This is a genomic window from Streptococcus danieliae, from assembly GCF_025447695.1.
Classification (GTDB): domain Bacteria; phylum Bacillota; class Bacilli; order Lactobacillales; family Streptococcaceae; genus Streptococcus; species Streptococcus danieliae.
In genome coordinates this window covers 1-2,395 of the sequence record NZ_JAOBSU010000160.1, presented here as the reverse complement: position 1 = coordinate 2,395, position 2,395 = coordinate 1, and the positions used below count along the sequence as shown (strand labels likewise).

Sequence of the window (2,395 nt, the reverse complement as noted above, 5' to 3'; positions counted from 1 at the left end):
CTGCATTAACTAGAGATACCCAAGATTTTACAATTTGGTGTTCTTTTTTGAATTTCATGGTAAATTTTCCTTTCTTTACTAGTGCCGCACTTGTTGTCACTTTAGATAATAGACTCATTCCTCTACCTCCACTTCTTCTGCTCCCGGAAAAATAGCACCTAAAACTAAGCTTGTCAGTTCTGCAACTGCCGCATCGATCCGCTGCTCATTTTTTCTCATTTGAATCTTCGCCTCTTCAGAAGTCTGACGAAGTTCTGCAACAGCTTCATTAGCCACATCAACTGCCTCATCAATTTTAGCCATCTTCTCACCAATGAGATTAAACTTCTCATTCTCGGCCCGATGTGGGAAGTTCTCTTCATAAACGATCTCTAACGCCTTCTCCAATAACTCGGCATCCGAATCATTGATGACATCGGCCGGCAAAAATACCGGATAGGCAGCCCCTTCTAGATTGGTTAGTAAAACCTTGGTCCGTGATGGCTGACCATCCTGTCCGTAATCTAAACTTTTAGAGTTGTATTCTAACTTCATTGATTTCTCCTTTTTTCTAAGGTTGAGGGTCGTTTGTCAGATAGGTAACCGTCCCTGTCCAAACTTTTCCACCCAAAACATTATTAGTGAGTTTTAGCGATCCGTCAGAAGCAATATGAGCTACTGAAGTTCCTGCCGAAGAGGCACCGCTATTCGCATACATAATAAGGTGGCTTTCACTGATTGGCCGAAAACCTGCCGGAATTGTCTCTGTCACAGCTCGATACTCCGCAGATGAATTAATATTATAGATTCCCCTGTTGATTGAGAGAGTAACTGTATCTCCCTTTCGAACAACAGTCGCCTTAACTCCCCAAAATAGATTCAGTTGCCGACTGCTAGTTTTAGCAGGCTCCTTCGCTTCTTTAAAAGCCAGTTGTTTCCAGGGAGTCCAGTCTCCATTGTGTCGGGTTCGTGTAAAACGCCTTCCCGTTGCTTTTTCGATTAAATCTTGAGAGAGATAGCGATCTGATTCAGAATAAACTGCCACAAAAAACTGACCGACAAAGTCACCCAGGGGACCATTTTTAGGTTCATTAACAGAAAAGAATTGATTAATCGTTTTCTGGTTCAAATCGACTGCCCGAGAGGCATGGTAAGTAGACCGACCACTTTTACTAGTTAGTTGGTGATACTGGATGTGTTTATTATCGACAAGCAGATTCCCTTCAACATAAACATCTCCTTTGGCATCCACCGCCCCTCTCTCCCAAGGTTTCTTGATCCCGACCCCGTGCGGAGTATAAGAAAGAACTACCTGTTCAGTCGGAACCGAGAAGACAAACTCGGTCGAGGTGAAAACATCTTCCAGGACTCCCTTAATCATCCAAGAACTGGTTCCAGAATAACTACCAGAGAGCTGTGCTCTCGAGTTAATAAACTCAAAAGTAGAGGTCCACTCACCCCCTGCCGGACCATTAGCTGCTGCGTAGTTTGGAGACAAGCCCCTAGCCGCATAAAAGCGCAACTTCATCCGGTTCTTATTGCCAAGGCTTGCCACCTTAGCGTTTCGATTAATCAAGAGCTGATCCTGCAGCGCTCCCGCCCGCTCAACAGAAAAGGACAGAATCGGCGCATGGTAGGCCTCTACACGGACCTTTTTGTCAATAGCTGGTGACTCTCGTCCCCGGCTATCCACAACGCTCGCTCTGACTGTAATTTCACCGCTCCTGTCAACGATCCCAAAAGTTCCATTATTCTCTGTGACCGTTTGATTGCTGCCAAGGATAACTGCCTTGTAATTCTTGATGGTAGAGCCCCGTACTCCTTGAGCTACCCCAAAATTAACCTTGATTTGGGATAAGACCTGAACAAAAGGTCCATTGGGCAATACCCGCTTAACCACATCACTCCCTTCCAGCAAACTGAAATTGCTGAGGGTTGGTTTGACAGAATCCGGAATCGTCAAGGTTGTTGAAAAAGACCGGGTCCCTAGCTTACGACCACCACTATAGGTGTCGACGTGGATTTGACCAGTCCCTGTTGTCGAATTAGGGTAGAGGTCACACAACTCCATGGGTGGGGTCCAATTTGCTGAAGTTGCTACATTGGAAGCAATTGTTCCGGACCTGCTTTCAAACTCATAACGAACTGTGTGAGTATAGCCAGCTTTTACCGGTTGGATTGTGATTGTCATTTGCGCGCCAATCACCCCATTCGGTACCGTCGCTGAACTAGCTCTGGCAATTGCTGCCAACTGATAGCCTTGCCGGCCAATACTCAAGGTGTTAGGGGAGTAACCGCCCCCGCCCTGAAGTCTAGCCGTCATGCTGGCTGTCTTCGAGCCATCATCGCCGTGTGTAATCGTGATGGTCTTATCGATTAACTGAATACTGGAATTCTGGCTAAGCATAGCCGGAGA

2 protein-coding genes are annotated in these 2,395 nt (G+C 46.1%); both read right to left on the bottom strand.

The window, feature by feature from the left end; translation table 11 throughout:
* Positions 1 to 114: 114 nt before the first annotated feature.
* Positions 115 to 534 (bottom strand): DUF1366 domain-containing protein, encoded by a 420-nt coding sequence (locus tag N4310_RS08205; RefSeq protein ID WP_262092789.1) that lies wholly within the window; start codon positions 532 to 534, stop codon positions 115 to 117.
* A gap of 16 nt (positions 535 to 550) precedes the next feature.
* The coding region (locus N4310_RS08200; RefSeq protein WP_262092788.1) for a DUF859 domain-containing protein at positions 551 to 2,395 on the bottom strand (1,845 nt) is incomplete at its 5' end.